29 protein-coding genes are annotated in these 25,563 nt (G+C 68.1%); 15 read left to right on the plus strand and 14 right to left on the minus strand.

The genetic code is table 11. The annotated features are described in order from the left end of the window. Positions 1-134: 134 nt before the first annotated feature. Genes frr through ACGFH6_RS43755 form a run of 3 tightly spaced genes read left to right on the plus strand, consistent with a single transcriptional unit; the run spans position 135 to position 2,124 of the window. Entirely contained in the window at positions 135-689 is a 555-nt protein-coding gene (gene frr, locus ACGFH6_RS43745; protein WP_360452262.1) for a ribosome recycling factor, read from the plus strand. Next, positions 689-1,537 (plus strand): phosphatidate cytidylyltransferase, encoded by an 849-nt coding sequence (locus ACGFH6_RS43750; RefSeq protein ID WP_393397084.1) that lies wholly within the window; start codon positions 689-691, stop codon positions 1,535-1,537. Before frr ends, ACGFH6_RS43750 begins: the two co-directional genes overlap by 1 nt. Further along, positions 1,534-2,124: a GNAT family N-acetyltransferase gene (locus tag ACGFH6_RS43755; RefSeq protein WP_393397086.1), complete on the plus strand. Its 591-nt coding sequence runs from the start codon at positions 1,534-1,536 to the stop codon at positions 2,122-2,124. The genes ACGFH6_RS43750 and ACGFH6_RS43755 overlap by 4 nt, the downstream gene beginning before the upstream one ends. On the opposite strand, the gene ACGFH6_RS43760 is transcribed toward ACGFH6_RS43755, so the two are convergent. Next, entirely contained in the window at positions 2,114-3,115 is a 1,002-nt protein-coding gene (locus ACGFH6_RS43760; RefSeq protein ID WP_393397088.1) for an LLM class flavin-dependent oxidoreductase, read from the minus strand. The two genes, ACGFH6_RS43755 and ACGFH6_RS43760, sit on opposite strands and share 11 nt — an antisense overlap. 31 nt (positions 3,116-3,146) lie before the next feature. Beyond that, a complete protein-coding gene (locus ACGFH6_RS43765) occupies positions 3,147-3,551 on the minus strand; it encodes a MarR family winged helix-turn-helix transcriptional regulator (RefSeq protein ID WP_393397090.1) in 405 nt (134 codons plus the stop codon). A gap of 61 nt (positions 3,552-3,612) precedes the next feature. On the opposite strand from ACGFH6_RS43765, the gene ACGFH6_RS43770 reads away from it, so the two are divergent. Both ACGFH6_RS43770 and ACGFH6_RS43775 read left to right on the plus strand, forming a co-directional pair. Continuing rightward, positions 3,613-4,527 (plus strand): LLM class flavin-dependent oxidoreductase, encoded by a 915-nt coding sequence (locus ACGFH6_RS43770; RefSeq protein ID WP_393397092.1) that lies wholly within the window; start codon positions 3,613-3,615, stop codon positions 4,525-4,527. 201 nt (positions 4,528-4,728) lie between these two features. Beyond that, complete coding sequence (locus ACGFH6_RS43775; protein ID WP_393397094.1) at positions 4,729-5,412, plus strand: C39 family peptidase; 684 nt, start codon at positions 4,729-4,731, stop codon at positions 5,410-5,412. 50 nt (positions 5,413-5,462) lie between these two features. Here the strand turns inward: ACGFH6_RS43775 and ACGFH6_RS43780 are convergent, their stop codons facing one another. Continuing rightward, entirely contained in the window at positions 5,463-6,317 is an 855-nt protein-coding gene (locus ACGFH6_RS43780; protein ID WP_393397096.1) for an oxidoreductase, read from the minus strand. A gap of 71 nt (positions 6,318-6,388) precedes the next feature. Here ACGFH6_RS43780 and ACGFH6_RS43785 point away from each other — a divergent pair, with 71 nt between their 5' ends. Together ACGFH6_RS43785 and rlmN are read left to right on the plus strand one after the other, a co-directional pair. Then, a complete protein-coding gene (locus ACGFH6_RS43785; RefSeq protein WP_393397098.1) occupies positions 6,389-7,291 on the plus strand; it encodes a LysR family transcriptional regulator in 903 nt (300 codons plus the stop codon). Positions 7,292-7,358: 67 nt separating this feature from the next. Continuing rightward, positions 7,359-8,477, plus strand: a complete 1,119-nt coding sequence (rlmN, locus tag ACGFH6_RS43790; RefSeq protein ID WP_393397100.1) for a 23S rRNA (adenine(2503)-C(2))-methyltransferase RlmN — start codon at positions 7,359-7,361, stop codon at positions 8,475-8,477. A gap of 15 nt (positions 8,478-8,492) precedes the next feature. On the opposite strand, the gene ACGFH6_RS43795 is transcribed toward rlmN, so the two are convergent. Continuing rightward, entirely contained in the window at positions 8,493-9,194 is a 702-nt protein-coding gene (locus tag ACGFH6_RS43795) for an alpha/beta fold hydrolase (RefSeq protein ID WP_393397102.1), read from the minus strand. 39 nt (positions 9,195-9,233) lie between these two features. On the opposite strand from ACGFH6_RS43795, the gene ACGFH6_RS43800 reads away from it, so the two are divergent. After that, positions 9,234-9,695 (plus strand): GNAT family N-acetyltransferase, encoded by a 462-nt coding sequence (locus ACGFH6_RS43800; protein ID WP_393397104.1) that lies wholly within the window; start codon positions 9,234-9,236, stop codon positions 9,693-9,695. Here ACGFH6_RS43800 and ACGFH6_RS43805 read toward each other — a convergent pair. Next, on the minus strand, positions 9,688-10,782 hold the full coding sequence (locus ACGFH6_RS43805; protein WP_393397106.1) for an LOG family protein: 1,095 nt from the start codon (positions 10,780-10,782) through the stop codon (positions 9,688-9,690). The two genes, ACGFH6_RS43800 and ACGFH6_RS43805, sit on opposite strands and share 8 nt — an antisense overlap. A gap of 229 nt (positions 10,783-11,011) precedes the next feature. Between ACGFH6_RS43805 and ACGFH6_RS43810 the strand changes: the two genes are divergently transcribed. Beyond that, on the plus strand, positions 11,012-12,301 hold the full coding sequence (locus ACGFH6_RS43810) for an aspartate aminotransferase family protein (protein ID WP_393397108.1): 1,290 nt from the start codon (positions 11,012-11,014) through the stop codon (positions 12,299-12,301). Between the two features lie 61 nt (positions 12,302-12,362). On the opposite strand, the gene ACGFH6_RS43815 is transcribed toward ACGFH6_RS43810, so the two are convergent. The 5 genes from ACGFH6_RS43815 to ACGFH6_RS43835 form a co-directional block, all read right to left on the minus strand. Further along, a complete protein-coding gene (locus ACGFH6_RS43815) occupies positions 12,363-13,274 on the minus strand; it encodes an amino acid ABC transporter permease (protein WP_393397110.1) in 912 nt (303 codons plus the stop codon). Next, a complete protein-coding gene (locus tag ACGFH6_RS43820) occupies positions 13,271-13,960 on the minus strand; it encodes an amino acid ABC transporter permease (protein WP_393397112.1) in 690 nt (229 codons plus the stop codon). The genes ACGFH6_RS43815 and ACGFH6_RS43820 overlap by 4 nt, the downstream gene beginning before the upstream one ends. 80 nt (positions 13,961-14,040) lie before the next feature. Beyond that, positions 14,041-14,889 (minus strand): glutamate ABC transporter substrate-binding protein, encoded by an 849-nt coding sequence (locus ACGFH6_RS43825; protein ID WP_393397114.1) that lies wholly within the window; start codon positions 14,887-14,889, stop codon positions 14,041-14,043. 50 nt (positions 14,890-14,939) lie between these two features. Then, complete coding sequence (locus tag ACGFH6_RS43830; RefSeq protein WP_393397116.1) at positions 14,940-15,701, minus strand: amino acid ABC transporter ATP-binding protein; 762 nt, start codon at positions 15,699-15,701, stop codon at positions 14,940-14,942. A 121-nt stretch (positions 15,702-15,822) separates the two neighbouring features. Next, the gene (locus tag ACGFH6_RS43835; RefSeq protein WP_393397118.1) at positions 15,823-17,373 is read right to left on the minus strand and encodes an amidohydrolase family protein; all 1,551 of its coding nucleotides are present in this window, start codon (positions 17,371-17,373) and stop codon (positions 15,823-15,825) included. A 101-nt stretch (positions 17,374-17,474) separates the two neighbouring features. Between ACGFH6_RS43835 and miaB the strand changes: the two genes are divergently transcribed. Together miaB and ACGFH6_RS43845 are read left to right on the plus strand one after the other, a co-directional pair. Then, positions 17,475-18,947, plus strand: coding sequence for a tRNA (N6-isopentenyl adenosine(37)-C2)-methylthiotransferase MiaB (miaB, locus tag ACGFH6_RS43840; RefSeq protein WP_393397121.1), 1,473 nt, complete (start codon positions 17,475-17,477; stop codon positions 18,945-18,947). After that, entirely contained in the window at positions 18,944-19,606 is a 663-nt protein-coding gene (locus tag ACGFH6_RS43845; RefSeq protein ID WP_393397123.1) for a phosphotransferase, read from the plus strand. Before miaB ends, ACGFH6_RS43845 begins: the two co-directional genes overlap by 4 nt. Here the strand turns inward: ACGFH6_RS43845 and ACGFH6_RS43850 are convergent. Together ACGFH6_RS43850 and ACGFH6_RS43855 are read right to left on the minus strand one after the other, a co-directional pair. Next, the gene (locus tag ACGFH6_RS43850; protein WP_393397125.1) at positions 19,603-21,429 is read right to left on the minus strand and encodes a LamG-like jellyroll fold domain-containing protein; all 1,827 of its coding nucleotides are present in this window, start codon (positions 21,427-21,429) and stop codon (positions 19,603-19,605) included. The genes ACGFH6_RS43845 and ACGFH6_RS43850 overlap by 4 nt on opposite strands. 68 nt (positions 21,430-21,497) lie before the next feature. After that, complete coding sequence (locus ACGFH6_RS43855) at positions 21,498-21,950, minus strand: NUDIX domain-containing protein (RefSeq protein WP_393397127.1); 453 nt, start codon at positions 21,948-21,950, stop codon at positions 21,498-21,500. A gap of 97 nt (positions 21,951-22,047) precedes the next feature. Between ACGFH6_RS43855 and ACGFH6_RS43860 the strand changes: the two genes are divergently transcribed. Next, positions 22,048-22,536, plus strand: coding sequence for a GNAT family N-acetyltransferase (locus ACGFH6_RS43860; RefSeq protein WP_393397129.1), 489 nt, complete (start codon positions 22,048-22,050; stop codon positions 22,534-22,536). A gap of 60 nt (positions 22,537-22,596) precedes the next feature. Then, positions 22,597-23,130 carry a hypothetical protein gene (locus tag ACGFH6_RS43865; RefSeq protein ID WP_393397131.1) on the plus strand — a complete coding sequence of 178 codons (534 nt, stop codon included), beginning with the start codon at positions 22,597-22,599 and terminating at the stop codon, positions 23,128-23,130. Between the two features lie 182 nt (positions 23,131-23,312). Here ACGFH6_RS43865 and ACGFH6_RS43870 read toward each other — a convergent pair whose 3' ends face one another. Both ACGFH6_RS43870 and ACGFH6_RS43875 read right to left on the minus strand, forming a co-directional pair. Beyond that, positions 23,313-23,555, minus strand: coding sequence for an antitoxin (locus ACGFH6_RS43870; protein ID WP_393397133.1), 243 nt, complete (start codon positions 23,553-23,555; stop codon positions 23,313-23,315). 111 nt (positions 23,556-23,666) lie between these two features. Continuing rightward, positions 23,667-23,906 carry a hypothetical protein gene (locus tag ACGFH6_RS43875; protein ID WP_360452156.1) on the minus strand — a complete coding sequence of 80 codons (240 nt, stop codon included), beginning with the start codon at positions 23,904-23,906 and terminating at the stop codon, positions 23,667-23,669. A gap of 159 nt (positions 23,907-24,065) precedes the next feature. On the opposite strand from ACGFH6_RS43875, the gene miaA reads away from it, so the two are divergent. Both miaA and ACGFH6_RS43885 read left to right on the plus strand, forming a co-directional pair. Continuing rightward, positions 24,066-25,055 (plus strand): tRNA (adenosine(37)-N6)-dimethylallyltransferase MiaA, encoded by a 990-nt coding sequence (gene miaA, locus ACGFH6_RS43880; protein WP_393397136.1) that lies wholly within the window; start codon positions 24,066-24,068, stop codon positions 25,053-25,055. Then, on the plus strand, positions 25,042-25,560 hold the full coding sequence (locus ACGFH6_RS43885) for a SigE family RNA polymerase sigma factor (protein ID WP_131354892.1): 519 nt from the start codon (positions 25,042-25,044) through the stop codon (positions 25,558-25,560). Before miaA ends, ACGFH6_RS43885 begins: the two co-directional genes overlap by 14 nt. Positions 25,561-25,563 lie beyond the last annotated feature (3 nt).

Raw genomic sequence — 25,563 nt, forward strand, 5'->3', positions numbered from 1 at the left:
CGGCCGCAGCCGGTACGGCGGCGTACCACTAGGATCGTTCGACACGGGTGGATGTCCGTTATCTGGTAAACCTGCGTTCGTAGGGTATGGAGTGGCCGCGCCGAGGCGGCCCTGAGGAAGCGAGGAATGTCGTGATCGACCAAGCTCTCCGCGAAGCCGAGCAGAAGATGGCGAAGGCCGTGGAGGTCGCGAAGGACGACTTCGCCGCGATCCGCACCGGCCGGGCCCACCCGCAGATGTTCGCGGGCATCCTGGCCGACTACTACGGCAGCCCGACGCCGCTGCAGCAACTGGCCGGTTTCCAGGTCCCGGAGCCCCGGACCGTGCTGATCTCGCCGTACGACAAGGGTGCGATGGCGGCGATCGAGAAGGCGATCCGCGACTCGGACCTGGGGGTGAACCCGGGCAACGACGGTGCGGTGATCCGGGTGGTGATGCCGCAGCTGACCGAGGAACGGCGCAAGGAGTACATCAAGGTCGCCAAGACCAAGGCCGAGGAAGCCAAGGTCTCGGTCCGCAACATCCGCCGGCACGCCATGGACCAGGTGCACAAGACCGTCAAGGACGGCGACGCGGGCGAGGACGAGGGCAAGAGTGCTGAGAAGCGGCTCGACGGGTTGACGAAGAAGTACGTCGACTCGATCGACGATCTGCTCAAGCACAAGGAAGCCGAACTGCTCGAGGTGTGATGGGCGTCGAGAGTACGCCCGCGCCGAGTCCCAGCCCGAGCCGCGCCGGGCGGAACCTGCCTGCGGCCATCGCGGTCGGGGTCGGTCTCGGCGCGCTGATCCTCGGATCGCTGTTCTGGCAGAAGGTTCTGTTCGCCGTCCTCGTGCTGGCCGCCGTGCTGGTGGCCGTCGACGAGATGATCAAGGCTCTGCGTGCGGGCGGCGCGGTGATCCCGAGGATCCCGCTGTTCGCCGGTACGACGGCGATGCTGATGGCGGCGTACTTCTGGGGACCGATGGCGCTGCTGATCGCGCTCGCCCTCACAGTGCTGGCGACGATCTGGTGGCGGATGCCGGGCGGATCGGTCGGGTTCGTCCGGGACGCGAGCGCCGGAGTGTTCCTGATCGGCTACGTACCGCTGCTGGCCGGGTTCGCGATCCTGCTGGTCCAGCCGGAGTCGGACGGCCCGCAGCGTGTTCTGACCTTCTTCCTGGTCGTGGTCGCCAGCGACGTCGGCGGCTACGCGGCCGGGGTGCTGTTCGGCAAGCACCCGATGGCTCCGACGATCAGTCCGAAGAAGTCCTGGGAGGGCTTCGCGGGCTCGACCCTCGCGTGCATCGGTGCCGGCATCGGTTCGGTCGTGTGGCTGCTCGACGGGGACTGGTGGGCCGGCGCGATCGTCGGCGCGGTGGCCGTGCTGACCGCCACCGTGGGCGATCTCGGTGAGTCGATGATCAAGCGCGACCTCGGCATCAAGGACATGTCCAACCTGCTGCCGGGGCACGGCGGTGTGATGGACCGTCTGGACTCGTTGCTGGCCACGGCCCCCGCGGTCTGGCTGCTACTGCACCTTCTGGTGAAGGGATGACGGCCGCGCCCGACGGGCGATCGCTGGTGGGCGACGTCGTCCGGCTGGATCGGCTGCAGGACAGCGACATCGAGGAGTTGTACGCCGCCATCGGCAACGAGCAGGTGTACGCGGCAGGCTTCGGCGGCGGGATCGCCGGGATGCCGGCCGATGCCGAAGCCATGCGGGCCCAATGGATCCCGGCCGCGGCACATCGCACGGCGTACGTGATCCGGTTGGTTGCCGACGGCACCCTCGTCGGTACGTCGAGCCTCGGCGACGTTGACCTGACCAACGAATCGGTCCACCTCGGCTGGACCGGCTATGCGCCGGCGGTCTGGGGTACGAAGGTGAACCCGGCGTCCAAGCTGTTGCTGCTCCAGCACGCCTTCGAGGACTGCGGATTCGGCCGGGTGAAGATCCAGACCGGCTCCATCAACACCCGGTCGCAGGCGGCGATCGCCAAGCTCGGTGCGACCCGCGAGGGAGTCCTGCGCCGGGAGAGGCGGGAGGCCGACGGCTCGTTCCGCGACACCGTGGTGTTCTCGATCCTGGCCGACGAGTGGCCCGAGGTCCGCAAGCGCCTCGAGGACCGGATCAACCGCTGACGGTACGGCGAGTGCCCGCCAGCTCGGCCAGCGCGGTGTACGACGCGACCAGGTCGGCCCGGTCGTAGGTGTTCGTGGTGATCAGCACTTCGTCGGCGGCGGTACGACGTACCAGGCCGCCGAGGGCCTCGTCGACCTGCTCGGGTGTGCCGTAGAGCTGGCCGCGGAGCGACTGCTCGAAGAGCTCGCGCTCCTTCGCGGTCAGGTCGCCAGGCACCGAAGGCTCCAGTGGTGGGAACACCCCGCGCGTGCGCGAGTAGGCACTCGCCCATGCCTCGGGCAACAGCAACTGCCTGGCCTCCTCCGTGGTCTCCGCAACAGCAGCAGTCACCGCGAGTACGACGTACGGCCGCGAGGCCCACGTGGACGGCTGGAACCCGGCGCGGTAGCCGTCGACCAACTGGAGCAGTGCCGACTCATCCCTGCCGGCGATGACCAGGGGGAGTCCGAGCGAAGCGGCGAGGTGAGCGCCCTCGCCGACAGCGAGGATGAAGGGTGGGATGCGCAGACCTTCTCCGGGACGAGCGTGGACCTGGTTCTGCAGTGTGCCGGTGAAGTAGCCCAGTAGCTCCTGGACCTGTGCGGCGAAGTCCTCGGCCGCGTCCTTCTCGACGCCCAGAGCGCGGCGGATGCCGTTGGTGAAGCCGACAGACCGGCCGAGGCCCATGTCGATGCGGCCCGGGTACAGCGACTCCAGCACCCCGAACTGCTCGGCCACCACGAGCGGCTGGTGGTTCGGCAGCATCACACCGCCGGTGCCGACGCGGATCCGGCTCGTGCGGGCCGCGATCGCGGCTGCCAGCACTGTGGGAGCCGATCCGACCACTCCGGGCACGCTGTGGTGCTCTGAGACCCAGAAACGCTTGTAGCCAAGCTCTTCCACCTGCTGCGCGAGCTCGACAGTCGCACGCAACGTCTCTGCTTCCGTCTCACCTGCCCGCGTCCGCGAGCGGTCCAAGACGGAGAGCGGAACCCCAGTGAGAGCAGTCATGACCTCAATTCCAACTGCGGCTGCCCAGCGGTCATTCCCCGAGCAGCAGCCGCAGATCCTCACGGAACCGGTCGGCATCCGGCAATGAGGCCAGGAACTCGCGTTCAACCTCCAGCCTCACCCGCTCCGCCTCCTCGAACGTCGACTCACCCTTGGCGGTGAGCACCACGACATTGCGCCGCCGGTCCTCCGGACTGCGCCGGCGCTCGACCAGTCCGCGTTCCTCCAGGCTGTCGAGCAGGTCGCCGATCGAGGTCCGATCGACTCGGAGCCTGGATGCGACCTCCAGCTGCGAGAGCGGCTCACCGGCAACCACTGCGGACAGTACGGCGAGATCCCGGCCGTTCAGCCCGTACGGCGCGAGCGCTTTGGCCTGCTCGTCGGTCAGCTGTGCCAGGACATGTTTGAGCAGGTACCCCAGCCGGTCGGACATCATGGGACAAATCTACCGCTCCACTGATCGTCAGGATCGCTGATCATCAGTTATCCTGACGATTATGACTCTGACCTTCGGCTTGAAAACCACCCCGATGCACGTCCCGTACGCCGACATCCAGCGTGTCTGGCTCGAGGCCGACGAGTTCCCGCAGTTCCGAGACGCCTGGCTGTGGGACCACTTCCTGCCGCTCGTCGGGCCCAAGGATGGCGACGTACTGGAAGGCTGGACGCTGCTCACCGCGCTCGCCGCGCAGACGACCCGCCTTCGCTTCGGTCTGCTCGTGACCAGCAACCGCGTCCGCGCGCCCGCCGTACTCGGCAAGATCGCCAGCACGCTGGACGTGATCTCGGGCGGCCGGCTGACCATGGGCCTCGGTGCCGGCGGCACGCATCAACCGCCCGGTGCCGGCGGAATCGCCGGACCGAACCCGGCCATCGCGGAGTACGAGGCATACGGACTGACACTGGTCCCGCCGGGGGAGGGAGTGGATCGACTCCGCGAGACCATCGAGATCCTGCGTGGCATGTGGACGCAGGACGTCTTCGACTTCCACGGTCGGTACTACACGCTCGAGCAGAACCGGAACGAGCCGAAGCCGATCCAGCGACCGGGACCGCCGCTCCTGATCGGCGGCTGGGGCAACCGGATGATGCGGCTGATCGCCGAGTACGCCGACATCTGGAACATCAGCGGCCCGCCGCACACCGACTTCGACGTCCTCGCCGACCGGACCCGCCGACTCGACGCGGAGTGCGCCCGCATCGGCCGCGACCCGGCCAGTGTCAGCCGATCGCTGCAGCAACTAGTCTCGTACGACGATCCGGCCGCGACCCGAGCGATCATCCGCGGGGCGGCGGGACTGGGATTCGACCACATCGTCCTCTCGCTGACCCGCCCGTACCCGGACCGGGCGGCTCGGTGGCTGGTCCGGGAGATCATCGATCCGGTGCTCGAGGAGACCTCCGCAGCCTGACCCTTCGAGCTGGATGGAAAGGGTTGGTTATTTTTTCACGCGTCCCAGACGTGACTGGAAACCGCTTCTGACCTGGGCAAACACCAGTAGCGCCGGTGTCGGGGCGGGGTGCTGGAGGGGTTTACAAGGCGGCGACGCAGGAATGCACTCAGTGATGGGACGACCACGCCCCGGGCGTCCCTGTGAGGCTGAGGAGCTGACATGAGGCATACGACGACGAAACTCAAGGCCGCACTGAGCGGTCTGACCCTGGTCGCGGCAGCAGCGTTGCCGATGGCATCCACTCCGGCGACCGCGGTGCCGACAGCGCCCGCCATCTCCGCCGAGGCCACCGCGGCCGCCAAGCCGGTGCCGACGCTCGGCTACTCCACGCAGGCCCTCAAGACGCTGCCCATCGACTTCCAGTACCAGCAGACCGGCTACTGGTGTGGCCCGGCAGCGACCCGGATCGCCCTGTCCGCCCGGATCTCACCGCCGAGCCAGCAGCAGTTGGCCAACGAACTGCCCACCACCACGAACGGCACGGACTGGATCGGGCAGGTGACGCGGGTGCTCAACAACCACCTCGGCACCGGCTGGTACGAGACCAAGGAGATGCCGAACGACCCGCCCACCCAGGCCCAGCGCGACCTGCTCTGGCGCGACGTCACCCTCGACATCGACAACAACTACCCGATCGTCGCGAACATCGTCGCCCCGGCCAGCAACCACCCGCCGGGGTACCCGAACTACACGATCTACCACTACTTCACCGTGGTCGGGTACGACTCCAGCGACATGACCGTGCTGATCGCCGACCCGGCCGGCTTCGCCCCGACCGCGACGTACTGGCTGACCTTCAACCAGCTCGCCACGCTGATTCCGCCCAAGGGTTACTCGGCCTGATCGCCCAGCGGGCTGGAGTGCGACCGCTCCAGCCCGCTCGCTCCAGCCGGCTAATCGATGGCAGTGGACCGGCTGAGCTGCTCCCACTCGGTCACCTCGGCCAGGAGCGCCTCATGGTGTGCGCGGAGTCCGTCCACCGCGTCATTGCCGAGCAGCAGGCGCAGCGGCGGGTTGTCGCTGTCCAGCGCCTTCATGATCGCCGCGACGCCCTTGACCGGATCGTTCGGCTCGGAGTCGAGCAGTTCTCTGGTCGCGACCCGGGTCGCGCCCGCGGTGTCCCGGTAGATGTCCAGCTCGGCGGTGGCTCGCTTGTTGCGGTTGAACTCGGTCCGGAAGGCGCCCGGCTCCACCAGCAGGACGCGGATCCCGAGGGGTGCGACCTCCGTCGCCAGCGCTTCGGACAGACCTTCCAGCGCGTGCTTTGCCGAGTTGTACGCGCCGTAGCCGGGATACGTTTTCAGGCCGCCGAGCGAACTCATCTGAACGATCGTGCCCGAGCCCTGCGCGCGGAGCACCGGCAGGACGGCCTTCGTCACCTCGGCAGCACCGAAGAGTACGACGTCGAACTGCTCACGCAGCTCCGTCATGGTCACCTCCTCGATGGCTCCCATCACCATCGAGCCGGCGTTGTTCACCAGGACGTCGATCCGGCCGAAGACCGCGATCGTCGCCTGCACCGCGGCCTCGATCGAGGCAGAGTCGGTGACGTCGAGAACCGCCGTACTGATCCGGCCCTGGCCCGGTTCGGCCAGGTCGGCGAGGGTTTCGGGGCGCCGGGCCGTGGCCATCACCCGGTCGCCGGCCGCGAGGGCGGCCAGGACGAGTTCCCGCCCGAAGCCGGTGGAGCAGCCGGTGATCAGCCAGACCCGGCCTTGTTCGTCGTGTGTTTCCAGTGTGTTGTTCACCCTTCGAGTCTTCGTCCGGGACCGCTTCCAGGGCCAACATCGGCTGCCTGGCGCGGCAGTAGCCTGGGCCTGTGACCCCAGAGCTCCGGCAGTTGCGGTACTTCGTCGCGGTGGCGGAGGAGTCGAGCTTCACCCGGGCCGCGGCGCGGCTGACCATCGCGCAGCAGTCCCTGTCGCAGCAGATCACGTTGCTGGAGCGCATGGTCGGTGCGAGGCTCTTCGACCGCGACAGCCGGGGCACGGCACTGACCGAGGTCGGTGCGGTCTTCCTTCCCGAGGCGCGAGCGGTGCTGGCGCGGGCGGATGCGGCGATGAGCGTCGTCGGCCAGGCAGTCCGTGGCGAGGCCGGGCAGCTGCGGCTGGCGTTCCTGGCGACAACGGCGAACTATCTGCTGCCGCCGGTGGTCCGGGCTGTCCGCGAGCGCCTTCCCGAGCTGCGGCTGTCGACCGAGGAGACCACGATCAGTCAGCTGGTCGAGGGCATCACCAGCGGCCGGTACGACGTCGCGTTCTCGCGACCACCACTGGTCGACACGCTGGCGACCCGGACGCTCATCACTGAGGAAGTCTGCGCGGTGCTGCCGGCTGGGCATCCGCTGGCCGGCCGCAGCGAACTGAAGCTCACCGAATTGGCCGACGACCCATGGCTTCTGACTCCGCGGAGCTCCTGGGGACCGTGGCACGAGTTCTACGACGAGGAGTTCCGGGCGGCCGGATTCGTGCCGAATGTGGTGCACCGCGACCCGAGCGTCCAGGTGCTGTTGGGCATGGTCGCGGCCGGTGTTGGGGTGACCAAACTGGCCCGGTCGGCGCAGAGCCTGCGTCGTACTGGAGTGGTCTTCGTCCCGCTGGCCGGGCAGATCGTGTCGACGGAGATGGTGTGGTTGCCGGCCAACCCGTCGCCGATCCTGCCCGCCGTGCGGGAGGTGGTGGTCGAGCTGGCCGAGTCCGGTCAGATCACCACCACCGGCTGAGGGGTGACAGGGGTCATGGGATGTGAATTTGTGAACGGTTGGGGCGGCGGGCGACAATAGGTCGGTTATGACTACCTCCCTTCCCCTCGTTTTCGATGAGCCGCGCCGTGCCAAGAAGCCGCCGCGGCATCTGGCCGATCTCACCGGGGAGGAACGGCGTACGGCGGTGGCCGCGCTGGGCGAGCCCGCGTTCCGGGCCAAGCAGTTGTCGAACCACTACTTCTCCCGGCTGGTGTCCGACCCGGCCGAGATGACCGATCTTCCGGCCGCGACCCGGGACAAGCTGGTGGCCGAGCTGATGCCGCCGCTGCTCACCCGGGTGCGTGACCTGGAGTGCGACAACGGGCAGACCCGCAAGACGCTGTGGAAGCTGCTGGACGGTTCGCTGGTCGAGTCCGTCCTGATGCGGTACACGGACCGCACCACCATGTGCGTGTCGTCGCAGGCCGGCTGTGGGATGGCGTGCCCGTTCTGCGCGACCGGTCAGGCCGGCCTGACCCGGAACATGACGACCGCGGAGATCGTCGAGCAGGTCGTCGACGGTGCCCGCGCGCTGTCCCGCGGTGAGATCGCGGGCGGGCCGGGCCGGGTCAACAACATCGTGTTCATGGGCATGGGCGAGCCGATGGCCAACTACAAGGCCGTGATCGGTGCCGTCCGCCGGTTCACCGACCCGTCGCCGGAAGGCCTCGGGATCTCGGCGCGCGGTGTCACCGTGTCGACAGTCGGCCTGGTGCCGCGGATCAACCAGCTCTCCACCGAGGGCATCCCGGTCACGCTCGCGCTGTCGCTGCACGCGCCGGACGACGAACTGCGTGACGAGCTCGTGCCGATCAACAACCGCTGGAAGGTCGACGAGGTGCTCGACGCGGCGTGGGGGTACGCGCGGCAGACGAAGCGCCGGGTGTCGATCGAGTACGCGATGATCCGCGACATCAACGACCACGCCTGGCGCGCGGACCTGCTGGCGGAGAAGCTGGCCGCCCGTGGCGACTGGGGCTGGGTGCACGTCAACCTGATCCCGCTGAACCCGACACCGGGCTCCAAGTGGACCGCGTCCGACCCGGCCGACGAGCGCGAGTTCGTCCGCCGCCTCCAGGCCGGCGGCATCCCGACCACGGTCCGCGACACCCGCGGCCAGGAGATCGACGGAGCCTGCGGCCAGCTCGCCGCCGCCAACAAGTGATCGGCCCCGCGGTGCTCAGCGGTCGCTGAGTAGTTTGGTGAGAGCTGCGGGTTGGGAGAACATCGGCCAGTGGCCGGTGGGTAGCTCGAGCAGCTCCCAGGACGGAGACTTCAGCTGCTCGACGACGTCCGCGGACGGTGTGGCGCCGTCCAGCAGGCATTTGAGGTACGTCGTCGGCAGGTCGCCGATCGGGCGGGTCAGTCGGGCCGGCTCCGAGATGGCCCGGCCGGGGTGCGGCGTACTGCGGGCGACGATCAGGGCTATCGCCTGGTCGGAGAGGTCCTGGTCGGCGTAGTCCTCGGCGGTGAGCGGTGGCCAGAACCCGCCGGACTCGGCCAGCTGCCCCTCGACCCAGGCGCGGCCCTCGGGGGACCAGCCGTCGACGAACGACTTCCCGTCGGCGGGGATGTTCGAGTCCACGTACACCACTCGCCGCAGCCGGTCGCCGATCCGCCCGGCGGCCTGGCCGACCGGGATCCCGGAGTAGCTGTGACCGGCGAGGACGACGTCGCGCAGATCGTGGCTCTCGATCACGGTCACGATGTCGTCGACGTGTTGCTGCTGACCGACCTGCGCGGCGTCCGGGCCGTGCCGCTCCGCGAGCCCGCTCAGCGTCACCGGATAAACCCCGTGCCCCTCTGCGCGCAGCCCGGCCGCCACCTCGTCCCACGCCCACGCACCGAGCCACGCCCCTGGCACCAACACGAAGTTCGTCATGCCGGGCACGGTAGACCAAGGCTCCGACAAACTTGGGTCATGCGTGGTGAGGTACGTCGATACGAGGAGAAGGACCGGCAGGCGGTGCTCGACCTGGCGCCGCGACTGATGGAGGGAGTGGCGCGCTGGCGCTCACCGGACGGAGTGCGTGCGGCCGTCACCGGCTGGGTCCTCGAGGCAGTCGAGCGAGCCGCCGAGCCAGGCCGGTTCGTGTACGTCGCCGAGGTGGACGGTGTGGTCGCCGGCTTCGTCTCCGGCGAGCAGCGGGCGCACTGGTCCGGTGACCAGGAGCTGTACGTCGGTGAGCTCGTGGTGTCCACAAGTCACGAGGGCGAAGGCGTCGGCCGGGCTCTGATCGACACCGTGACCGCCCATGCACGTCGGTTGGGCGTCACCACGATCACCCTTGACACCGGCGCCGCCAACACGTCCGCACGCGGCTTCTACCGCAGCCTCGGCTTCGAGGAGGAGGACGTGAAGCTCACCAGGGTCCTCAGCTGACCAGTGCGGTCGCCTCGTCGATGGTGTCGACCAGGTGGAGTGATGTTGCCATCGCACGTTTCGCGGCCAGGGACTGCAGCAGCGGCCAGACCGGCAGCTTGACGGTCCAGTGCTCGACGTCGACGAGGATGAGCGGGATCTGGGTCGCCGGATCGCCGTAGTAGTTCGGTGTCACCGCCTGGAAGACCTCCTGCACCGTTCCGGCCGCGCCGGGGAGGTAGACGATCCCGCCCTTCGCCCGGCTGAGCAGTACGTCCTCCCGCTGGGCGTTGGAGAAGTACTTGGCGATCGACGACGCGAACACGTTCGGCGGCTCGTGCCCGTAGAACCACGTCGGGATCGACACCCCGCCGGCGCCGGGGAACTCACGCCGTACGCGGAGCCCTGCGGCGGCCCACTCGGCCACCGAGGGTTTGAACGACGGTACGGCGGCCAGCGCGGCCAGTGCGGTGTCGACGGCGGACTCGTCGTACCCGGACAGGGATGCACCGAGGTTCGCCGCCTCCATGGCGCCAGGACCACCGCCGGTCACCACGGTGCGGCCCGCCTGGGCGAGGCTGCGTCCGAGCATGACGGCCGACCGGTACGACGTACTCCCGCGGGAGACACCGTGTCCGCCCATGACACCGATCCACGGCTGGTCGGTGGGCAACTCGTGGAGCGCGTCGGCGATGGAGTGGTCGTGCAGGGCGGCCGCGAGGGTCCGGCTGGTGTCGCCCTTCTCGTCGTGCTGCCGGGACCATGCGTAGATCTGCGCGTCCGGTGTGGCGTCGTACCCGTCCTCGAGGCCGGCGTAGAGCTCCTCGGCGTCGTACAGCGTGCCGCGGTAAGCGTCGAAGGGCAGGGACGGGATCGCCGGGAACACGAGCCCGCCGCCGTCGCGGATCCAGGCGTCGGCCTTCTCCTCCAGCACGCAGCCGAGGAACAGGGCGCCCATCGGGCTCAGCCCGAGCAGCTCCGCCGTCCGGCCGGTCAGGTCGACCGACTGCACCCGCCAGCCCGCCATCGAAGTGGCGCCCGCCGCCACGATCCGATCGAAATGCCGCAGTGACTCGATGTCCACATGCGGAATGCTCGGCAATGTCACGGAGAGCACCTTAGCGTCCTGCGCCGGACAGCTCTCGGCGCTTGCGGCGCCCAGGCACGCACCTCGCGGCACTTGAGCAGCATCCACGATGCTCCGCATCGAGGACGCCGCTCAAGCACCCCGATGCACGCACCTGGACACCGCAATCACTCGAGCGCTGTCCGGCGCAGGACGCCACTGCGATAGATGCCCACTATGAGCAAGCGACGCGATGAGGTAATGCTTAGGCATGACACATGCGGAGCTCTGGGAGCGTCACAAGGCCGTCATGCCGGACTGGCTCGCGTTGTACTACGAGGAGCCGATCGAGATCGTGCAGGGATCGGGCCGCCGGGTGACTGACGGCCAAGGTGCCACCTATCTCGACTTCTTCGCCGGCATCCTGACCAACGCGATCGGCTACGACATCGCGGAGATCTCCGACGCGGTGCGTGAGCAACTGGCCACCGGTATCGCGCACACCTCGACGGTCTACCTCATCCGCAAGCAGATCGAGCTGGCCGAGCAGATCGCCCAGCTGTCCGGGATCCCGAATGCCAAGGTCTTCTTCACCAACTCCGGTACCGAGGCGAACGAGGCGGCCCTGATGCTGGCCACCCAGCGGCGCCGGTCCAACCAGGTGCTGGCGATGCGGAACTCGTACCACGGCCGCGGCTTCGGCACGGTCGCGATCACCGGCAACCGCGGCTGGTCCGCGAGCAGCCTGTCACCGGTCAACGTCCAGTACGTGCAAGGTGCTTACCGGTACCGCAGCCCGTTCCGGGACCTGCCCGACGCGGACTACATCAAGGTCTGCGTCGACGATCTGCGCAACGTCATCGAGACCACGACCGCGGGCGACGTCGCCTGCCTCATCGCCGAGCCGATCCAGGGCGTCGGCGGCTTCTCGTCCGGGCCTGACGGCCTGTACGCCGCCTTCAAGGAGGTGCTGGACGAGTACGGCATCCTGTTCATCTCCGACGAGGTGCAGACCGGCTGGGGCCGCACAGGCGAGCACTTCTGGGGGATCCAGGCGCACGACATGGTGCCGGACGCGATGACGTTCGCCAAGGGCCTCGGCAACGGGTTCGCGATCGGCGGTGTGGTCGCGACGCCGGAGCTGATGGACAGCCTGAGCGCCAACTCGCTGTCGACGTTCGGCGGCAACCCGATCTCCACCAGCGCGGCGAAGGCGACGCTGGACTACCTGCTCGACCACGACCTGCAGGCGAACGCGGCCAAGCGCGGCTCGCAACTGGTCGACGGTCTGCGCGGCATCTCCGAGGAGTTCCTCGAGCTCGGCGACGTCCGCGGCAAGGGCCTGATGCTGGCCGCCGAGATCGTCAAGCCGGACGACAACAGCCCGGACCCGGCCACCACCGCCAAACTCCAGCAGGAGACCAAGAACCGCGGCCTCCTGGTGGGCAAGGGCGGGCTGTACGGCAACGTCCTGCGGATGGCGCCACCGATGACGTTGACCGAGGAAGAGGCCACCGAAGCCCTCGAGATCATCCGCGACTCCTTCAACACCCTGCGCTGAGGAGCTTGTCGAGCAAGCGAAAGGGTCCCGGGGAGCAACTCCCCGGGACCCTTTCGCGTGCTCAGTTGGCCGAGGGCGGCCCGTCGCCGACGGGCAGCGCCTCGGTGGTGCCGACCGCGGACTGGCCGAGCGGTTCGGCGGTGAGCGGACCACCGGCGGAGCGGCCGCGACGGCGCATCATGCGCTCGACCCGGTGCGCGAGCACGGTCAGCAGGTAGTTGATGATCACGAAGATCGCGCCCACAACGATCAGTGCCGGGAGCAGGTTCGACTTGAAGTTGCCGATCTGCTCGGCTTTCCGCAGCAGTTCCTCGTAGGTGATGATGTAGCCGAGCGCGGTGTCCTTCAGGATCACCACCAGCTGGCCGACGATGGCCGGCAGCATCGCGGTGATTGCCTGCGGCAACAGGATCATCCGCATCGACTTCCCGGTGGTCAGGCCGATCGCCATCGCGGCCTCGCTCTGCCCCTTCGGCAGGGAGTACACCCCGGAGCGGACCAGTTCGGCGACCACCGCGCCGTTGTACAGCGTGAGACCGGTGACGACCGCGGCCAGGGCGAGCCGATCCGGCGGGAACAGGTTGTAGTTCGCGTACAGGGCGTACGTGAACAGCATCATCAGCAGCACCGGTACGGCGCGGAAGAACTCGACGACGATGCCGCAGGGCCACCGGACCCAGACCTGGGTGGACAACCGGCCGACACCGAGCAGGATGCCGAGGGTCATCGCGAAGACGACCGAGATCGCGGCCGCGGTCAGCGTGCCGATCAGACCGGGGATCAGGTACTCGGTCCAGATCTCACCGGTCAGGAACGGCTGCCACTTCGCCGCGGTGAGCTGACCCTTCTCGTTCAACTTGTCGATCACGAACCACAGCGCCAGCAGCAGGAGTACGACGCTGGCGACGCCGACCGCGGCGTACAGGCGCTTGGCCCGCGGGCCGGGTGCGTCGAACAGGACGGTGCCGCTCATCGCTTCACCGCCAGTCGCTTCGACATCGAGGTGAACAGGATGCCGATCGGCAGGGTCAGGATCACGAAGCCGACCGCGAAGATGCCGAACACGACGAAGAGCACGTCCGGACGGTCCTCCATCATCACCTTCATCACCGCCGACGCTTCGGTCACGCCGATGACCGAGGCAACCGTCGAGTTCTTGGTCAGCGCGATCAGCACATTGCCGAGCGGTGCGATGGCGCCGCGGAACGCCTGCGGCAGAACGACGTACCACAGCGTCTTCAGGAACGGCAGGCCGATCGCCCGGGCCGCCTCGGCCTGGCCGAGCGGCACGGTGTTCACGCCGCTACGGATCGCCTCGGCGACGAAGGACGCGTGGTACACCGACAGGCCGAGGACGGCCAGCCGGAAGTTGTTGTCGTTGATGAAGGTGTTCGAGTCCTTGTTCGCCAGCGAGACGCCGAGCTGCAGGAACAGCCCGAGGTTGCAGAACACGATGACCAGCGTCAGCGGGGTGTTCCGGACGATGTTCACGTAGGCGGTGCCGATCACCTGCAGCACCCGGACCGGGGAGACCCGCATCACCGCCACCACGGTGCCGATCAGCAGTGCGAACAGTGCCGACAGCAGCGTGAGGTAGATGGTCGTGCGGAACGCCTGCAGACCGTCGTACTCGGAGAAGAACTCCGATATCACGTCCATGATTCTCCTGCTGGGGAACGAGGCGGAGACCAGCACACCGGGGAGGGACCGCGGACGGTCCCTCCCCGGAGCATGCTAGATCAGGCGCAGGCGTCGAAAGTCTTCGGCGGGTTGGTGGCCGTGTCCAGCTTCAGACCGGCCTGGCCGAGGTTCTTGTCGAAGGCCTTCTGCCACTCGCCGGAGTCGACCATCTTCTTCAGCGCGTCGTTGACCTTGGTGCAGGTCTCGGTGTCGCCCTTCTTCAGGCCGACGCCGTAGCGCTCGGTCGAGAAGGTCTTGCCGACCACCTTGAACTTGCCCTTGTTGGCTTCCTGCGCGGCGTAGCCGGCCAGGATGGTGTTGTCGGTGGTGAGCGCGTCGATCGCGCCGGCGCCGAGGGCCTCGACACACTTGGAGTAGGTGTCGTACTCCTGCAGTTGCACCGTGTCGGCGAACTGGTCCTTGACCTTCTGCGCCGAGGTGGAGCCGGTCACCGAGCACAGCTTCTTGCCGCCCAGCGACTCCGGTCCGGTGATGTCGGTGTTGTCGGAGCGGACCAGCAGGTCCTGGCCGGCCACCATGTACGGACCGCCGAAGGAGACCTTCTCCTTGCGGGCGTCGGTGATGGAGTAGGTCGCGAAGATCATCTTGACCTGACCGTTGGCCAGCAGCGTCTCGCGCTGGGCCGACGGGGACTCCTTGAACGTGATGCCGTCCTCGGCGTATCCGAGCTCCTTGGCGACGTACTTCGCGACGTCGACGTCCATGCCGGTGTAGTCCGCGCCCTCCTTCAGGCCCAGACCCGGCTGGTCGAACTTGATGCCGATGGTGACCTTCTCGCCACCGCTGGAGCCGGAACCGGAGCCGGCGTCAGAGTCGTCGCCACAGGCAACCAGTCCGGTCGCCGCCAGGCCCGCGATGCCGAGGGCAGCGATGATTCGCTGTCGCATTGTCTTTTCCTCCGTTGATCAGTACTGCGCTGGGACGGCGTTGTGGACGGTCAGTGGGTCAGGATCTTCGACAGGAAGTCCTGGGCCCGCTTGGTCTGCGGATCGGTGAAGAACCGCTCCGGCTCGGCCTCCTCGACGATCTGGCCGTCGGCCATGAACACGACCCGGTTCGCCGCACGACGGGCGAAGCCCATCTCGTGCGTGACGACGATCATCGTCATGCTCTGCCTGGCCAGGTCGACCATCACGTCCAGGACCTCTTTGATCATCTCGGGGTCCAGGGCCGAGGTCGGCTCGTCGAACAGCATCACCTTGGGATCCATGGCCAGCGCGCGGGCGATCGCGACCCGCTGCTGCTGACCGCCGGACAGTTGAGCCGGGTACTTGTCGGCCTGGGCGGTGACGCCGACCCGCTCCAAGAGCCCCCGGGCCTTCTCCTCGGCCTCGGACTTGGACTGGCCACGCACCTTGCTCGGGCCGAGGGTGACGTTCTGCAGGATCGTCTTGTGCGCGAACAGGTTGAACGACTGGAACACCATGCCGACGTCGGCGCGGAGCCGGGCCAGGGCCTTGCCCTCACTGGGCAGCGGCTGGCCGTCCAGGGTGATCGTGCCGGAGTCGATGGGCTCCAGCCGGTTGATCGCGCGGCACAGCGTCGACTTGCCGGATCCGGACGGACCGATCACCACGACGACCTCGCCCTTGGCGATGGACAGGTTGATGTCCTTCAGGACGTGCAGGTCACCGAAATGTTTGTTGACATCGGTCAGGGCGACCAGACCGGTTTTCGTCAAGGTTCCGGAATCGCTCATGGCCAGAACCTACTGGAGCGGGGGGCACGGACAAACGACCCCCCGGTTCCACGGTGGTAACGATCTGCAACAAAGCGGAGCGGGCTGTGACCGGCCGGTCACAGCCCGCATGATCTGCGCTTCAGTGTCCATTAACCCCTGTTCCGCAACAGCCACTTGCAGCGATGGCTGCGGCCGACGGCGGCTCCTGGACCGCGGCCTCGACGCTGGCCAGCATGCGCTGACGGGCGGCCGGCGAGATCACCCGGCCGCGCGTGACGACCGAATGGATCCGTCGCGTGTTGCGGATGTCCTTGAGTGGATCGGCCTCCAATACAACGAGATCCGCGATCTTGCGGGGTTCGACCGAGCCGAGGTCGTTGCCGAGTCCGAGGAACGTGGCCGGCTCGACGGTGGCCGCGTGCAGGGCCTGACGCGGGGTGGCGCCGGCCCGGACGAGGTGCTCGAGTTCGTCGTGCAGAGCGAAACCGGGGACGGAGTACGGCGTACCTGTGTCGGTGCCGGCCAGGAGCGGGACGTCGTGGGCGAGAAGTTCGTGGGCGAAGCGCTGCCGCCACTCCCACATCTGCCGCTGGTGGGAGATCTCCTCCGTGGTCCGGTTGGCCTTGTAGAGGTTCTCCATCACGTAGTCGTAGGTGCCGATCGAGTCCGCGCTCAGGTACTTCGTGGTCGCCGGGTCGAGGGCGGTGTAGTCGGGCCGGTCCAGCACGTTGTGCATGGTCAGCGTCGGCGTCACCCGGGTGCGGTTGCGCCGCAGCGTGCCGAAGACATCGGCGGCCCGGCTCGGACTGTAGGTGTTCGCGGCGATCCACTCGATCGGGTGCATCTGCCGGAACCACGCGTTGTAGTCACCGGTCTTCACGCTGATCGCGCGGACCATCCGGCGTACCTCGGCCTCGCGGGTGGAGACGGACAGGCCGAGTGAATGGATGTGCTCGATGCTGCGTTGGCCGGCGTTGCTGACCTCCTTCGAGGTGAGTTCGTCGGGACCGTGGCCGTGCACCGTCAGGCCCACTTTGCGCGCCTCGTCGAGGATGGCGGCGTACGCCGGCCCGCCGAGCCGCGAGTAGACCTTCACGAAGTCGGCGCCTTCGGCCTTGACCTGGCGTACGGCGGCCCGAGCGGCGGCAGCGTCCTCGACAACCAGGACATGCAGCAGGTTCGGGTCCCACAGGGTCGGATCGCCGTCGATGATCTGGCTGGCCACCACCATCCGCGGGCCGAGCAGCGTGCCGGCGTCGATCCGGTCGCGCCAGTCGTACAGGGCCGGATCGCTGCCGGCCATCTCGCGGACCATGGTCAGCCCGTTGGCGAGGTACAGCGGGGGAGACACCCGCTCGTCGCCCAGGCTGTGGACGTGCATGTCGGCGAGACCGGGGATGACGAACTTGCCGGTCAGGTCGATCCGGACGGCCCCGCGGGGCACCGGGAGGTTGTGGCCGACGCCGATGATGCGGTCGCCGCTGATCAGGACGGTCTGGTTACGGTCCCGGCGTCCGGTGGCGACGTCGATGACGGTGGCGTTGGTGAGGGCGGTGATCGGCGTCGTACCCACGGAGTTCACCGTGGGCTTCACGAGGGCAGACGCGGTGGTGGCGGTGAAGGAGCCCCCGGCGATCACGGCGGCGCCGGCGGCGGTACGGGCGAGGAACTGGCGACGAGAACTGTTCATGCCCCTCACTATTCTCGCCGGGGGCTTGCTGGTCAGGGGTTACAGGGACCCGGTCCCAGGTAGGGAAATGTCTACCGCGGCACGTACTCTAGGTGGCTGTCATGCGTACTTATGAGGTCCGCACCTACGGGTGCCAGATGAATGTTCACGACTCCGAGCGGCTGCGCGGTCTGCTGGAGGACGCGGGCTACGTCCGCGCGCCCGAGGGCGACCAGGCCGACGTGGTCGTCTTCAACACCTGCGCGGTCCGGGAGAACGCCGACAACAAGCTGTACGGCAACCTCGGTCACCTGGCGCCGGTGAAGGCGAAGACGCCGGGCATGCAGATCGCCGTCGGTGGGTGTCTGGCGCAGAAGGACAAGGCCAGCATCACCAAGAAGGCACCGTGGGTGGACGTCGTCTTCGGGACGCACAACATCGGGTCGCTGCCGGCGTTGCTGGAGCGTGCTCGGGTGGAGCAGGAGTCGCAGGTCGAGATCCTCGAGGCGCTCGAGGTGTTCCCGTCCACGCTGCCGACCCGGCGCGAGTCGCCGTACTCGGCCTGGGTGTCGGTGAGCGTCGGCTGCAACAACACCTGCACGTTCTGCATCGTGCCGTCGCTGCGCGGCCGGGAGAAGGACCGCCGGCCGGGCGAGGTACTCGCCGAGGTCGAGGCGCTGGTCGCCGAGGGCGTGCTGGAGGTGACCCTGCTCGGCCAGAACGTGAACTCGTACGGCGTCGAGTTCGGCGACCGCTACGCCTTCGGCAAACTGCTCCGGGCCTGCGGCACGATCGACGGGCTGGAGCGGGTCCGGTTCACCTCGCCGCACCCGCGTGACTTCACCGCGGACGTGATCGAGGCGATGGCCGAGACGCCGAACGTGATGCCCTCGCTGCACATGCCGCTGCAGTCCGGCTCGGACCGTGTCTTGAAGGCCATGCGGCGCTCGTACCGCCGCGATCGGTACCTGAAGATCATCGAGGACGTGCGGGCCGCGATGCCCGACGCGGCGATCACCACCGACATCATCGTCGGCTTCCCCGGTGAGACCGAGGAGGACTTCCAGGGCACGCTCGACGTGGTCCGGCAGGCCCGGTTCGCGGGTGCGTTCACCTTCCAGTACTCGAAGCGTCCCGGGACGCCGGCGGAGTCGATGGAGGACCAGGTCCCGCGCGACGTCGTCCAGGATCGGTACGAACGTCTGGTCGCCCTGCAGGACGACATGGCCTGGGACGAGAACAAGAAGGTCGTCGGCCGGTCCCTCGAGGTGCTCGTGGCCGAGGGGGAGGGGCGCAAGGACGCCGCCACTCATCGCCTCAGCGGCCGCGCGCGGGACAACCGGCTCGTCCACTTCGCGTTGCCGGAGAGCGTCGAGGCACCGCGACCGGGTGACATGGCAACGGTCGAGGTCACCTACGCCGCGCCACACCACCTCGTCGCGGATGTCTTCGGTGCAGTGCGACGTACGCGCGCCGGCGACGCCTGGGAGCGAGCCCAGGACGCACCGGCCTCGACACCAGGAGTGATGCTCGGCATGCCCACGATCGGCGCCGAACCGCTGGAGCCCGCAACCGGCGGGTGTCAGGTCGGGTGAAGCTTCCAGCCGGCGCCGAGCCGTTCGCCAACGGGCGCGATGCGGACGTCTACGCCCTGAGCGACGGCCGGGTACTGCGGCGGTACCGCAACGGGCACCCGGTGCGCGACGAGGCCGAGTACATGCGGCATGTCGCGAAGTACGACTACCCGGTGCCGACGGTCTTCGAGGTCGACGGGCCGGACATGGTGATGCAGCGGATCGACGGTCCGACGCTGGGCGACGCCGCGATCGCGGGTCAGCTGACCGCGACCGAACTGGGTGAGCTGCACGCCGACCTGCACCGGCGCCTGCATGCGATCCCGCCTCCGAGCGGTGCCGACGGGCTGGTCGTCGTGCACGGCGATCTGCATCCGCTCAACGTCATCGCGACGACCGATGGTCCGGTCGTCATCGACTGGTGCAACGCCGAGGAGGGACCGGCGGAGTTCGACGTCGCGATGAGCGCGATCATCTTCGCCCAGGTCGCCCTCGACCCGGCGTTCGCGGAGCTGACACCCCTCCTGCGCGAGGCCCTCGGCAGCTACCTCGCGCACTCCATCGACCCGACGCCCGGCCTGCCCGCCGCGCTCCGTGCTCGTAGCAACAACCCCACCCTCTCCAGCGAAGAGCTGGCGATGCTGCCGGCGCAGGAAGCCCTGATCCGCTCACATCTCTAGGCGTTCAGGAACGCTGACGGTTTCAGGGCGCGGGTGACGATGCGGAGCTCGCCGATGTGGCCGGCGAAGGACTGCTCGATCACGTTGGCGTAGTGATTCGCACCCACGAGCCAGGGCTTGCCGGCGGTCGCCAGTCCGTTGGACGTCGTTGCCGGATTGCGGAGCAGCGGCGACGAGTCGACGTACAAGGTGCTGTGCCGTCCGTCGTTGACCACCGCGAGGTGGAACCACTGTACGGCGACCTGTTCGTGGCCCCAGTTCGTGAACGTGTCGTTGCGGTCGAGCGGGTACACGGCCCACTGCAGTTGGCGTCCGCCGGAGAACGCGAGGTTGACCACCGGCTCCGACGGATCGCTGCCGGTCTTGCCCGCATCCGCGCCGGTGCCCATCCGGCTCAGCAGACCCTCCCAGGCGTGGTCGGCGCCGTCGTCGGCCAGCTTCACGAACGCCTCGATCGTGTAGCCGTTGGTGAAGGTGAGGGCGTTGAGCGGCGCGCCGTCGGCGGTCCGCAGGTAGCCGCCGCGGGCCGGGTTCTTGCCGCCGGAGAACAGCCAGCTGGCGTGCCCGGGCTGATCCGGGTGGAACTCTGTCGACGCCTGCGGCCCGTCGCCGGCCAGTTGCACGCGGGTCAGGTGGTTGCCCTTGCCCGAGTGGTCGACCACCTTGTCGGTGATCGGCCCGTCGAAGCGCCAGTACGCCGCCGTACCCGGAATGACGAGTTGCGCGGCCGGGCGCGCCGGGCGGACCGGGACCGGGTCGAAGCCGGCGAACCGCTCGGCGAAGTCGATCGGGATGCTGAACCGGTTGGTGTCGTCGGTCAGCTCCAGGTCGCCCTCGGCCAGCGCGTTGCGCTCGGCCGGGTCCTGGCCGAGGAGCCACGGCGCGATCGTCTCGACGTCGATCGTGTTCCGGGCCAGGTCGAAGTGGTAGAGCCGGATCATCCCGGATCCGCCGTAGTACCGGTCCTGGTAGTTGGTCAGGTGCAGGTGTACGTCGTGGCCGGCGGCGTTCTGGCGGACGACCCGACCGGGCGGCCAGAAGTGGCCGTTGAGCGTGAGGAAGATCTGGTCGTTGCCGTTCACCAACTCGTCCCAGACCCGGTTGCCGTGGTCGGTGAAGTAGGCCACCGGCCGGCCGTGGTCGGCGTTCACCAACTCGTGTGTGGTCAGGATGACCGGCAGCTTCGGGTGTCTGGCGATCACGTCCCGCGCCCACGCGAAGCTGGCGTCCGACGGCCGCCAGTCCATTGCCAGCAGCAACCATTGCCGGCCGGCCGCGCGGAACACGTGGTACGAGTTGTACCCGTTGGGCGTCGAGCCGCCGTACGTCGCCATCCGCCGGAACCGCTGCGGCGGGAACGTCCGCAGGTACGCCGAGTCGCCGCGGGTGTCGTCCTTCGAGGCGTCGATGTCGTGGTTGCCGGCCAGGACGGAGTACGGCATCCGGGCCCGGTCGAGGATCTTGAACACCGGGTCCGCCTGGGCGAACTCGGACGCCTGCGCGTTCTCGACCACGTCACCGAGGTGCGCGGTGAACACGATGTTCTCGGCCGAGCGCTGGTCGATCAGGTACTCGAAGCTCGCGGTCAGCGGCGCCGGGTCGCCGCGGTCCAGGTCGAACTGGTACTGCGTGTCCGGTACGACGGCGACCGTGAACCGAGGGTGCTCGGTGTCGATCCGCCCACCCGATGCCCTGCTCGCCTGGGTCGCCGCGGCTGCGGCCCCTCCGGTGCTCAGCGTGCCCGATGCGAGCACCGCGCCCGCGCCGAGTGCACCCGCCTGCAACAGTCGCCGCCGGCTCGTCCCGTCGTACCGCTCGTTCATCGCTCGCCTCCGAAGCTCGCTGACATCGCAGCGAACTCTAGGGCGAGGCGATCCAAGCGTTGGTGAACTCAGTCGAAACCGTGGGCGATCACCGCGGGAAGGCCGTCACCGGCCAGACCGGCCAGCACCCGCGCCTCGTGCGGAACGACCGGGTCGGGAAGCTTGTCCAGCGAGTACCACTCCAGGCCGCCTGCCTTGTCCGGCTCCATCAGCCGGGGCTCACCGCTCCAGCGGGACGTCGTGAAGAAGAAATCGACCCGCTCGTCGATCGGGTCACCGTTCCCACCGGTCCGGTGCATCGCGGTGATCGGCACGAGGTCTGCCGGATCGATCTCCACCCCAACCTCTTCCCGCACTTCCCGCACCGCCGCCTCGAGCACCGACTCGCCCTTCTCCACATGCCCTGCCGGCACCGCCCAGTACCCGTCCATGTAACCGGTGTTGGCCCGCAGCAACATCAACACCTCATCCCCCCGCCGCAACACCACATAAGCCGCCGGAACCACCCGAAACCGATCCATGCCCACGACCCTAACCACCCCCGCCGACAACCCCGTAGGAGCTATGGGTAGGGAATTCTGTGGCGGTGGTCGCTGGGCGGGTGACATGGTGGCGCGTATGTCGGATGTCGTGGTGCCGCTGACGGTGAGGGATCTGGCTGCTGAGGATCTGTATCCGGGGTTCGCCGGCTGGACGGATACGCATCTCGCGGGGACCTTCGAGGCTCTTGAGCGGGCGAAGCGCGGGGAGGTGGACTTCCTCGCGGTCTGTCCGCCGTCGGGGATTCCTGTGGCGACCGGCGGGGTCGACTACGCCAAGCCTTCGGGTGTTCCGGTGCTTTGGCAGCTGGAGGTTGATGCGCCGCTACGGTCGTGTGGCATCGGCACGGTCCTCGTGCAGGCGTTGGAGGAGCGGATCCGCGGACGTGGTCTCACCTTGGCCGAGCTGGGAATCGACGAGAACGCCGCACGGCCGCGTGCACTCTACGAACGCCTCGGGTACGTCGTTGTCGGCCGCGAGCCGGGCGGCTGGAACCGGGAGACACCGGACGGCACGGTGACCCGGTACGAAACGATGATCACCGTCCTCCGCAAGACGCTTGCCTAGCCCTCAGCCCCGACCGGCCGCGGCTGACGTGACCAGCGAGGCGTCGGGGAGGATGTGCCCATGAACGAGGACGAGGACTTCCTGGCTGAGCAGGCGCGGCTCGCCGAGGCGGAAGCCGAAGCCGATGCCGAACGGATCCGGCAGGAGGCTGAGGACGCCACCGCCGACCCGGCGGCTCAGCAGGAGTGGATCCGCCAGTCCAACCTGATCTACGGCGGACTGGGTGCCGCCGGCCTGGTCGTGGTGCAGCCGTTCCTGACCGAGCCCTCGCTCGACCCGTCGGCGATGGTGTGCGTCATCGCGTTCGCCGTCTCGATCCCGTTGCTGGCTGCGCTCCTGGTGCTGAATCGGCAGGAGGAGTTTCGCCGTCGAGCGAGCAGGTCACCGTTGGTCGGACTGGCCAAGGCGGTCGCACAAGGCTCGGCGTTCGTCGGCATCACCGCGGCGTTCTGGCACATGTCCATGATCGCGGGGATCGTGTTCCTGGCCGTGGGGTTCGTCGCGGTGGGAGTGCATTCCTCGGGGTACGTGCGACTGGAGTACGACTCCAAGTTCCGCTCGAGATTCACTCGCCGCAAGGCTCCTGAGGCGTAACCATCGAGCGCGCGTTGACCTCTCGTACGGCGTCGGCGATGGCGCGGCACTCCACCACCTCGCACCAGGTCAGATCGCTGGGTGCGGAGAAGCTGTTCCAGCTTCCCGGATCTGCGGAGCGGTGGGGTGTCCTTGCAGGCCGAAGGGCCGCGAGGTTGCTCGCGGCCCTTCGGGTGGTGCGGTCAGGCGGGGCGGTTCGTGCCGGGGATGTCGTCGTTCTGGCCGTCGAGGCCGTCCAGGCCCTCCTTGGCCTTCTCGACACCCTGGTCGATCTTGTCGCCGTACTTACCGCCGGTCTTCTCGTCGACGAAGTCACCGGCCTTGTCCAGACCCTGGCCTACCTTGTCGCCGTGCTGGTCGACCAGGTCGCCGGCCTTGTCCTTCAGGTCCTCGGCCTTGCCCTTGAACTTGTCGAAGATGCCCATCGTCGGGCTCCCATTCCTGCGTAGTGAACTGCTTACGGACAGCTAGCGGTGATCTTCGCATCTCCCGGCCCCGAACTGTGGGACCCTGCACCGCAGCCGTCGTGACAGGAATTAGCTGTCGCCGCCGGGCCTGGACTCGACGTCACCACCGCTGCCGTCAGGTTCGGACTCGACGTCGCCGCCGGAGTCGGACTCGACGTCACCGCCGCTGAACTCGACGTCGCCACCACTGCGCTTCAACTCGACGTCCCCACCACTGCGCTTTGCGGCAGCAAGGTCCTCTTTGCTGTCGCCCCCCAGGTCCAGCGCGTCCTTCGCCGCGTCAGACTCTTCCTCGAACGGATTCGTCACAGCGTCATTCCTCCCGTATCGGTGTTGCGATCATCATGATGAGTCCTACCGAACTTTCCGGGTCAACCACAAGCCCGGTGCCGGTTTTGGTGCACTCTTCAACTGATCCCTGCCAGGGCGGTGGAGCGGGGACGGCCGGGACACTGACACACTGGAGTGATGGCCGAAGCACTCGTGGTCGCGGTCGTCGGTCCCACCGCGGCCGGCAAGTCCGACCTGTCCGTTGCCCTGTGCAAACGCCTGGGTGGCGAGGTGGTGAACGCGGACGCGATGCAGGTGTACCGCGGCATGGACGTCGGTACGGCGAAGATCACGGCGGCCGAGCGCGACGGCGTACCGCATCACCTGCTCGACATCCTCGACGTCACCGAGACCGCGACCGTGGCCGAGTTCCAGCAGTTGGCACGGGCCGCGATCGACGACTGTGTCAGCCGCAGCGTGGTGCCGGTGCTGGCCGGCGGTTCCGCGTTGTACGTGCGCGCGATCCTCGACGACTTCGAGTTCCCCGGCACGGACGCCGCCGTACGCGCAAAGCTGGAAGCGGAGCTCGACCGCGTCGGGTCCGGAGCGCTGCACCAGAAGCTCGCCGACGTGGATCCGAAGGCGGCCGAGCAGATCCTGCCGAGCAACGGGCGGCGGATCGTCCGGGCGCTGGAGGTCATCGAGATCACCGGCGGCCCGTACGTCGCGACGTTGCCCGAGCATCACTATGTCTACCCGGGTGCGGTGCAGGTCGGTCTCGACGTACCGCGGCCGGAGCTGGACGAGCGGATCGGCCGGCGGGTGGACCGGATGTTCGACGCGGGTTTCGTGGACGAGGTGCGAGATCTGCTGAACAAGGGTTTGCTTGAAGGGAAGACGGCCAACCGTGCCCTCGGCTACTCGCAGGTGATCGCGTTGCTCGACGGTGAGATCAGCGAACAGGAGGCGCGCGAGCGGACCGCGCAGTCCACCCGCCGGTTCGCGCGGCGGCAGGACTCGTGGTTCCGTAAGGACCAACGCATTGTGTGGCTCCCGTACGACGACCCCGATCTGGTGGAGAAGGCACTGAACGTGATAGCCGAAGGCAACCGAAGGGGGACCGGCGGCGTAGTCGGGGTGGAAGAGGGCCCAGCCCATGGCCGGGGGTCCGTCGATGCGAGGGGGTGACCGTGAGGCCGAGTTCCGCGAGTACCTGCTCGCGGACCGCACCCGACTGATGAGAACGGCGTTGCTGCTCACCGCGGGGGATGTGCACACCGCCGAAGATCTGGTCCAGACCGCCTGCACCCGCGTGTACGTGCACTGGCACCGGATCAAGCACGAGGGCGCCGGACCGTATGCGCACCGCATCCTGGTCAACGCCTTCCTGGACGAGCGTCGCCGGGCCGGCCGCCACCCCGAGGTGGTGACCGCGGAGACGCTCGAGCCGCGGCTGACCGACGAGGCGGACCCGGTGGACACGCTGGCCGTCCGGCGGGCGCTGCTGGACCTCGCACCGCGGCAGCGGGCGGTCCTGGTACTGCGGTACTTCCAGGATCTCGACGTGGCGACCTGTGCGCGGATCCTGCAGTGCACCGAGGGGACCGTGAAGAGCCAGACCGCGAAGGCGCTGAAGAGACTGAAGGACCTGATGACCGACGAACCGTCGGATCAGGCGACCGGGAGTAGTTGAGGA

The organism is Kribbella sp. NPDC049227, from assembly GCF_043197265.1.
Taxonomy (GTDB): Bacteria; Actinomycetota; Actinomycetes; order Propionibacteriales; family Kribbellaceae; genus Kribbella.

Bases quoted from the DNA above. Each gene is read 5' to 3' on its own strand.
- ACGFH6_RS43750 (WP_393397084.1), top strand. From the start codon at position 689: ATGGGCGTCGAGAGTACGCCCGCGCCGAGTCCCAGCCCGAGCCGCGCC.
- ACGFH6_RS43755 (WP_393397086.1), top strand. From the start codon at position 1,534: ATGACGGCCGCGCCCGACGGGCGATCGCTGGTGGGCGACGTCGTCCGG.
- ACGFH6_RS43760 (WP_393397088.1), bottom strand. From the start codon at position 3,115: ATGACTGCTCTCACTGGGGTTCCGCTCTCCGTCTTGGACCGCTCGCGG.
- ACGFH6_RS43765 (WP_393397090.1), bottom strand. From the start codon at position 3,551: ATGATGTCCGACCGGCTGGGGTACCTGCTCAAACATGTCCTGGCACAG.
- ACGFH6_RS43770 (WP_393397092.1), top strand. From the start codon at position 3,613: ATGACTCTGACCTTCGGCTTGAAAACCACCCCGATGCACGTCCCGTAC.
- ACGFH6_RS43775 (WP_393397094.1), top strand. From the start codon at position 4,729: ATGAGGCATACGACGACGAAACTCAAGGCCGCACTGAGCGGTCTGACC.
- rlmN (WP_393397100.1), top strand. From the start codon at position 7,359: ATGACTACCTCCCTTCCCCTCGTTTTCGATGAGCCGCGCCGTGCCAAG.
- ACGFH6_RS43795 (WP_393397102.1), bottom strand. From the start codon at position 9,194: ATGACGAACTTCGTGTTGGTGCCAGGGGCGTGGCTCGGTGCGTGGGCG.
- ACGFH6_RS43800 (WP_393397104.1), top strand. From the start codon at position 9,234: ATGCGTGGTGAGGTACGTCGATACGAGGAGAAGGACCGGCAGGCGGTG.
- ACGFH6_RS43810 (WP_393397108.1), top strand. From the start codon at position 11,012: ATGACACATGCGGAGCTCTGGGAGCGTCACAAGGCCGTCATGCCGGAC.
- ACGFH6_RS43815 (WP_393397110.1), bottom strand. From the start codon at position 13,274: ATGAGCGGCACCGTCCTGTTCGACGCACCCGGCCCGCGGGCCAAGCGC.
- ACGFH6_RS43820 (WP_393397112.1), bottom strand. From the start codon at position 13,960: ATGGACGTGATATCGGAGTTCTTCTCCGAGTACGACGGTCTGCAGGCG.
- ACGFH6_RS43825 (WP_393397114.1), bottom strand. From the start codon at position 14,889: ATGCGACAGCGAATCATCGCTGCCCTCGGCATCGCGGGCCTGGCGGCG.
- ACGFH6_RS43830 (WP_393397116.1), bottom strand. From the start codon at position 15,701: ATGAGCGATTCCGGAACCTTGACGAAAACCGGTCTGGTCGCCCTGACC.
- ACGFH6_RS43835 (WP_393397118.1), bottom strand. From the start codon at position 17,373: ATGAACAGTTCTCGTCGCCAGTTCCTCGCCCGTACCGCCGCCGGCGCC.
- miaB (WP_393397121.1), top strand. From the start codon at position 17,475: ATGCGTACTTATGAGGTCCGCACCTACGGGTGCCAGATGAATGTTCAC.
- ACGFH6_RS43850 (WP_393397125.1), bottom strand. From the start codon at position 21,429: ATGAACGAGCGGTACGACGGGACGAGCCGGCGGCGACTGTTGCAGGCG.
- ACGFH6_RS43855 (WP_393397127.1), bottom strand. From the start codon at position 21,950: ATGGATCGGTTTCGGGTGGTTCCGGCGGCTTATGTGGTGTTGCGGCGG.
- ACGFH6_RS43860 (WP_393397129.1), top strand. From the start codon at position 22,048: ATGTCGGATGTCGTGGTGCCGCTGACGGTGAGGGATCTGGCTGCTGAG.
- ACGFH6_RS43865 (WP_393397131.1), top strand. From the start codon at position 22,597: ATGAACGAGGACGAGGACTTCCTGGCTGAGCAGGCGCGGCTCGCCGAG.
- ACGFH6_RS43870 (WP_393397133.1), bottom strand. From the start codon at position 23,555: ATGGGCATCTTCGACAAGTTCAAGGGCAAGGCCGAGGACCTGAAGGAC.
- miaA (WP_393397136.1), top strand. From the start codon at position 24,066: ATGGCCGAAGCACTCGTGGTCGCGGTCGTCGGTCCCACCGCGGCCGGC.
- ACGFH6_RS43885 (WP_131354892.1), top strand. From the start codon at position 25,042: ATGCGAGGGGGTGACCGTGAGGCCGAGTTCCGCGAGTACCTGCTCGCG.